Origin of the sequence: Devosia sp. (genome assembly GCF_041917035.1) — a bacterium.
Classification (GTDB): Bacteria; Pseudomonadota; Alphaproteobacteria; order Rhizobiales; family Devosiaceae; genus Devosia_A.
The window spans coordinates 1-6,214 of the sequence record NZ_JAYRYM010000223.1; the positions used below are offsets into that span (position 1 = coordinate 1).

Here is a 6,214-nt window from a genome sequence, read left to right on the forward strand (position 1 = left end):
CCGGCAGCTGGTCGCCCCGATCGTCACGTCGCCGACGCAGCGTCGGCTGGTGCGCTCCATCGTCGAGATCGGCCGGGCCCTCGATATCGAGGTGGTTGGCGAGGGGGTCGAGACGCTGCAGCACGCGGAGATGCTGCGCGAGCTGGGATGCACGACGCTGCAGGGCTATGCCTTCGCGCGACCGCTGTCGGCAGAGGCACTGGTCGGGTTCGTGACCCGTCGGGAGTGGCTGTCGGGCATGCAGGTCGCTCCGGCACGGCGGCGGCGCCGCGCCTGAGCGCTGCCGGCGCGAAGAGCAGGCCGGGAGAGCTCGGCTCAGAACAGCTCGGCTTCCCCGTGAATGCCGTGGGTGCCCGTCCCGGAGAGGCTCGGAACACGCAGTTCGTCGAGCACCAGCCCCGCCCAGATCTCGTCATAGACGGAGTCGGGGGTGGTCGGTGGCAGCAGCGCGAACTGGCGCACTGCGAGTGCCATGTTCTGGCAGCGCTGCTCGATGCGGTCCTGGCCCTGCAGGGCATGGATGATCATCCGCATCGCCTCTCGACGCGCCTCATCGCCCGACACCGACTGGTCGCCGAGCAGTTCGAGCGCCTGCGTGATGCCCTCAACCATCCCCGCTGTTTGCCTAGCGGTTTCATCGAGCTCGCGGGCGAGCTTTTGCAGCGACATGTAGTCGGAACCCCCGGTACTTGCCGCAAACGCTAGCGACAATTCCTGAATGGGTTCTTGCGAAGCCGAAGGCATAGGTGGCAGGCCGGGTTTTTGGTTAGCGCTTCACTAACGAATTGCCGCTAACGATTGTCGGCAGGTACCCCCTAGAGACTACTCTCGATGGCCTTGCCCAGTTCCCTGCCGCCCGAGTTCGACCGCGGTGTCGTCACGACCGTACATCAGGGCGATTGTCTGGTCTCCTCCGAACCCGATCTCACCTACTCGACCGTCCTGGGCAGCTGCATTTCCGCCTGCGTTCGGGACGTTGTGGCCAATGTCGGAGGCATGAACCACTTCCTGCTGGCCGAACAGTCCGGTTCGGCGCGTGATCGTTACGGCGCCTCGGCGCGCTATGGCGCGTTTGCCATGGAACAGCTGATCAACCAGGTGCTCAGCCGCGGCACCGGCCGCAAGGCGAATCTCGAGATCAAGGTGTTCGGCGGCGGCAAGATCAATGCTGCGCTCGACGATGTCGGCGCCAAGAACATCGAGTTCGTGCGGGAGTTCCTTTCCAACGAAGGCTACAGCATGGCCAAGGAGGACCTCGGCGGCACCTACGCGCGCCGGGTGATGTTCAAGCCCCATTCCGGCCGGGCCTTCGTCAAGCGGCTCGACAACGCCGCCAATGCCTCCATCGCGCGTGAAGAGCTGGCGGTGGCGCACCGCCGGGTGCCGGCGGCCAAGGCTCCGGTCAACGACGATATCGAGCTGTTCTAGGCGGTCGGCAGGTTACCAGAGCCTTACCGTCCGCCGCCCGCCTATACGCTTGGTTAACCATTGCCCGACTAGCGTGGCGCCGTCGGCCTGGGGAGGCCGCTACGGGGACCATTGATTCGTGCGCCGCCTGGCCGTTGCGGTCATTGCCAATCTGTGCTGGCTCGGGGCTCTCGGGCTGAGCTGGGCCGGCCTTGTCTGGCTCGGGGCCACCCCGCTCACCGGTGCAGTCCTGGCGATTGCCGTGATGCTGGCGGTGGCGGGGTCGCTGGTGATCGCCATCCGGTCGGATCGCGCCGACGCCGAACGGCTGACCGCGCTCGGGCTGGCGGTGGGGCTGAGGGGCAAGGATGCCGCCAGCGTCGAGGTGATGGTCAAGAACCTGTGCGAGCGGCTCGACCGGGCGCATCAGTACCGGGCGGCGTTCACCGAATTGTCCCAGCCGGCCGCGCTGGTTGCGGCGGACGGGCGGATCGCCAGCGCCACGAGGGGACTGACGGCAATCGAGCGACGTGCCGAGGAGGGGGCCGAGATCGGGGCGCTCATCGGTGCGGGGACACTCGATCCGGACACGCCCGAAGCCAGCATGGTGCAGGTGGCCGGACACCGTTTCGTCGTCGAGCGGCGCGATGCGGGCGGCGGCCGCACCGTGTTCGAACTGCGCCCCGCCGGCCACCATATCGCCGATGACGACTTCGACGCCTTCGTGACGGCGCTGGCCAACGGCAAGACGGGTTTCCGGTTCGATGACTGGGGCATGCAGCATTCGCCGGCGCTGAAGGCGCTGGGCGGGGCCCTCGAGGGGTTCGACAAGGGAATCCGGGCGCTGCAGCAGATGCTCGCCGGCGAGGATGTGGACCCCTACCTGCTGCTCGGTGCCGGCGGCTTCGCCCAGCAGATCCAGCAGTTCAAGGCGGCCCTCGACACGCTGCTCGAGGAGCGGGACGAGGCCGTCGCGGCGCGCGAGCGGCTGGAGGGCAAGGTCGAGGCGATTCTCAGGGCGATCGACCGCTATCGCGCCAGTGTGACCAGTCTCGCCGAGCTGGCCGATCAGGGGCGGACCGGTCTCGCCGCGGCCGCCCTCGCCATCGACAGGGGGCGCGAGGGGGCCAGGGCGGCCCGCGCGCACGAGCAGAAGGTCGTCGCGCTGGCGGCCGAGGCCGCCCGCGCGGTCGAGCGCACCGGCGCCGCGGTCGGCGGGCTCGGCACGACGGCGGCGGAGATCGATCGGATGATCGGCGCGATCGAGGACGTCAGCTTCAGGACCAACCTCCTCGCGCTGAACGCGGCCGTCGAGGCGGCGCGGGCCGGCGAGAAGGGGGCCGGCTTCGCCGTCGTGGCGAGCGAGGTGCGGACCCTCGCGCAGGCGACGCAGGCGGCGGTCCGCGAGATCCGTGGTCTCGTCGGGGACAGCCGGGCCCGCACCGAGAGCTCGATGGCCGAGACCGACACTCTCAGAAATATACTGAGTGGGCTCGGTTCGCATTTAGAGAATCTAAGCAATGAGACTGACACTATCGCCGGCGCGCTGGATGAGGGCAGCGGCGCCATCTCCCGCCTGGGCGGCCACGTCGCGGCAGTCGGGAGTGAGGCGGCACGAGCCCTGCAACTGCCGGCGCGCAAGCAGTCTGCCTGAACGGCAGCGGGGACATGATCATGGAACAGGGCGAGTTTGCCCTCAGTGACCGCGAGTTCAATCGGGTCAAGGCACGCGTCTACGCCGAGGCGGGCATTTCCTTGTCCGACGCCAAGCGCACGCTGGTGGTGTCGCGGCTGGGCAAGCTGGTGCGAAACCTCAAGCTCGGCTCGTTCGACGCCTATGTCGACTATCTCGAGCGGCAGGCGACCCCGGCGGAAGCGCAGGACTTCGTCAATGCGCTGACCACCAACCTCACGCGCTTCTGGCGCGAGGATCACCATTTCGAGCACCTGATCGGCTATGTCGGGCAGCTGATGCAGCAGCGGCCGCGCGGCACCACCGGTGGCCGGCCCAAGCTGCGCATCTGGTCGGCGGGCTGCTCGACCGGTCAGGAGCCGTACACCATTGCCCTGAGCCTGCTGGCCGCCCTGCCCGAACTGAAGCGCTGGGACTTCCGGATTCTCGCCACCGACATCGACACCAGCGTGGTGGCGAAGGCGGCGACCGGGGTCTATCCGGAGGGCGAACTCAACGGGCTCGCGCCGGACCGCGCGCGCCTGTTCGAATCGATGGGAAACGGACAGATCCGGGTGCCGGCAGCGGCGCGCGAACTGATCGCGTTCAAGCCGCTCAACCTGATGGACAATCCCTGGCCGATGCGCGGGCCGTTCGACGCGGTGTTCTGCCGCAACGTGGCGATCTACTTCGACAAGAAGACGCAGGGCCAGTTGTTCGCACGCCTCGGGGCAATCCTCGTTCCCGAGGGCTTCCTCTATATCGGGCACTCCGAGAACCTGGGGGCGGGCGGCGAGAATTTCCGGCTGGTCGGCAAGACCATCTATCAGGCACGGGCACAGAACAAGGCGAGGGACGCTGCATGAGTATCCGGGTGCTGGTCGTCGACGATTCGGCGCTGATCCGCGAGGTGCTGTCGCGCACCCTGGGCAAGGACGGTGACATCGCCGTGGTGGGTACCGCGGAAGATCCGCTGGAGGCGCGCACCAAGATCAAGGAACTCAACCCCGACGTCGTGACGCTCGATATCGAGATGCCCAACATGAACGGGCTGCAGTTCCTCGACAAGCTGATGCGGCTGCATCCGTTGCCGGTGGTGATGGTCTCGACCCTCACCACCAAGGGGGCGAGCGAGACCCTGCTGGCCATGGAACTGGGCGCGGTGGACTTCGTCGCCAAACCCAACGCCTCGCTGTCCGGCGGGCTCGACGCGTTCGGCGAGAACCTGCGCCAGAAGGTGCGGGCCGCGGCCAATTCCGACGTCAAGGGGCGCGCCATGCGGTCGCCGCCGGTCAACGTGCCGGTTCGCACCGCGGCGGCGCCAAACGGGTCGCTGATCGCCATCGGCGCATCGACCGGCGGGGTGGAGGCAATTCGCGTGGTGCTGAGTCAACTGCCGACCGATTGCCCGCCGGTGGTCATCGCCCAGCACATGCCGGCCGGGTTCACCACCCGCTTTGCCAGTCGCCTCGATGAACTGACGGAACTGACCGTGGTCGAGGCCGAGGACCGCATGCCGCTGCTGCAGGGCCATGCCTATGTGGCGCGCGGCGACTATCACCTGAGGGTCGAGAGGTCCTCGGGTCAGCTCAAGTGCCGGCTGTCGCAGGACGACCTCGCCTCGGGCCACCGCCCCAGCGTCGATGTGCTGTTCGAGTCGGTGGCGAGATCCGTCGGCGGCATGGCGGTTGGGGTGATCCTCACCGGCATGGGGCGCGATGGCGCCCGCGGGCTCAAGCTGATGCGCGACGCGGGCGCCTACACCATCGGGCAGAGTCCGGGCTCGGCGCTGGTCTACGGCATGCCGCGAGTCGCTTTCGAGGAAGGGGCCGTGGTCGAACAGGCGCCGGTCGAAGCAGTGGCGGCGCGCCTTGCGGCGGCGCTGACGCGACTCAAGTCGGCGGCATAACACGGCCACGGGTTGAAGGTTTGGTAACGGAATTTTCCTAGGGTCGATCGGGTGCGCGACCCGGTACCCAGCGGGCGGCTAGAAGGCGTAGCGTAACAATGCCGAAGGCAAGTGCAGTCAGCGTGATGATCGTCGATGACCAGCAGTCGATGCGGGGCATCTGCAAGTACATCCTCACTCAGCTCGGATTCACCAACATCATCGAGGCCAAGTCGGGCCGCGACGCTCTGGGCAAGCTCGAAAAGAGCAGCGTCGACCTGATCATCTCCGACTGGAACATGGAAGACATCGACGGGCTGACCCTGCTGCGCGTCATCCGCAAGCACCCCAAGACCCAGGCCATGCCCTTCATCATGGCCACCGGCCGCTCCGACAAGGAGCAGGTCAAGGAGGCCATTTCCTGCGGGGTCAACAACTACATCATCAAGCCATTCGATGCCTCGACGATGAAGAAGCGCATCGAGGCGGTGATCGGCACGCTGTCCTGAGCGCGGGACGAGCGGGTGCGTGGGGGCCGCCGCAAGGCGGCCTTACTATTTTCCAGCCTAGAATGTAATCGATTAAGCGCCCGGTTTCCGGGGCTCTTGGGGCTCCCGTAATCAGAAATTAAGGCTCACCTGCCTAACGTGCAGGCGGTGGCGGTCCCGTTCGCGAGCGGACGGAGGTCGGGGCGCTGTTGGGAGCAGTCGTCCTGTCCGCAAGCACCGCCGACGCGGATTCATCGTGGGAGGTGACGTCATGGTTTGGATGCCGAAGCTGAGGATTGCCCAGAAGCTGCCATTGGCAATGGTGGGCATGGCGCTGGTGGTCAGCGCCGGTGTCGGCATAGCCAGCTACCTGATCGGCTCCGAGATCGTCAGCCGGATGAGCATCGAGCAGATCCAGACGGTCGCGGCGGGAAAGTCGAAGGCATTCCAGTCCTACCTGACGACCCTGGAGCAGGATCTGGTGAACTCGGCGGCGGCCGAGAATGTCCAGACGACGCTGCGGGACCTGTCGATCAGCTGGGGGCAGTTCGCCACGGCCAAGCCCCCGGCGGATCCGATCGAGACGCTTCGCAGCAACTACATCGACAAGAACCCCAACGCTGCCGGCGAGCGGCAATTGCTCGACACGCCCGCCGACACCACCGGCAAGAAGTGGAACTACGACTTCTCGCACTCCAAGGTCCATCCGAACTTCCGCAGCCAGGCGGAGCGCCGCGGCTATCGCGACATCTACCTGTT

General features: G+C 66.8%; 7 protein-coding genes and 1 pseudogene. 7 read left to right on the plus strand and 1 reads right to left on the minus strand.

Annotated features, from left to right (window positions below):
• Positions 1–277: EAL domain-containing protein (locus ACE3TU_RS17705; protein ID WP_374626595.1), on the plus strand; the 277-nt coding region annotated here is incomplete at its 5' end.
• A 38-nt stretch (positions 278–315) separates the two neighbouring features.
• Here ACE3TU_RS17705 and ACE3TU_RS17710 read toward each other — a convergent pair.
• Positions 316–669, minus strand: a complete 354-nt coding sequence (locus ACE3TU_RS17710; protein ID WP_374626597.1) for a hypothetical protein — start codon at positions 667–669, stop codon at positions 316–318.
• 162 nt (positions 670–831) lie between these two features.
• On the opposite strand from ACE3TU_RS17710, the gene ACE3TU_RS17715 reads away from it, so the two are divergent.
• The 6 genes and pseudogenes from ACE3TU_RS17715 to ACE3TU_RS17740 form a co-directional block, all read left to right on the plus strand.
• Complete coding sequence (locus ACE3TU_RS17715; protein WP_374626599.1) at positions 832–1,428, plus strand: hypothetical protein; 597 nt, start codon at positions 832–834, stop codon at positions 1,426–1,428.
• Between the two features lie 118 nt (positions 1,429–1,546).
• A complete protein-coding gene (locus ACE3TU_RS17720) occupies positions 1,547–3,061 on the plus strand; it encodes a methyl-accepting chemotaxis protein (protein ID WP_374626601.1) in 1,515 nt (504 codons plus the stop codon).
• 20 nt (positions 3,062–3,081) lie between these two features.
• Positions 3,082–3,945 carry a protein-glutamate O-methyltransferase CheR gene (locus tag ACE3TU_RS17725; RefSeq protein ID WP_374626603.1) on the plus strand — a complete coding sequence of 288 codons (864 nt, stop codon included), beginning with the start codon at positions 3,082–3,084 and terminating at the stop codon, positions 3,943–3,945.
• Positions 3,942–4,988: a chemotaxis response regulator protein-glutamate methylesterase gene (locus ACE3TU_RS17730; protein WP_374626605.1), complete on the plus strand. Its 1,047-nt coding sequence runs from the start codon at positions 3,942–3,944 to the stop codon at positions 4,986–4,988. The genes ACE3TU_RS17725 and ACE3TU_RS17730 overlap by 4 nt, the downstream gene beginning before the upstream one ends.
• A gap of 98 nt (positions 4,989–5,086) precedes the next feature.
• Positions 5,087–5,476 (plus strand): response regulator, encoded by a 390-nt coding sequence (locus tag ACE3TU_RS17735; RefSeq protein ID WP_374626607.1) that lies wholly within the window; start codon positions 5,087–5,089, stop codon positions 5,474–5,476.
• A gap of 250 nt (positions 5,477–5,726) precedes the next feature.
• Positions 5,727–6,214: pseudogene (locus tag ACE3TU_RS17740) on the plus strand (hypothetical protein); the annotation flags it as partial.

Bases quoted from the DNA above. Each gene is read 5' to 3' on its own strand.
- ACE3TU_RS17725 (WP_374626603.1), top strand. From the start codon at position 3,082: ATGGAACAGGGCGAGTTTGCCCTCAGTGACCGCGAGTTCAATCGGGTC.
- ACE3TU_RS17730 (WP_374626605.1), top strand. From the start codon at position 3,942: ATGAGTATCCGGGTGCTGGTCGTCGACGATTCGGCGCTGATCCGCGAG.
- ACE3TU_RS17710 (WP_374626597.1), bottom strand. From the start codon at position 669: ATGTCGCTGCAAAAGCTCGCCCGCGAGCTCGATGAAACCGCTAGGCAA.
- ACE3TU_RS17735 (WP_374626607.1), top strand. From the start codon at position 5,087: ATGCCGAAGGCAAGTGCAGTCAGCGTGATGATCGTCGATGACCAGCAG.
- ACE3TU_RS17715 (WP_374626599.1), top strand. From the start codon at position 832: ATGGCCTTGCCCAGTTCCCTGCCGCCCGAGTTCGACCGCGGTGTCGTC.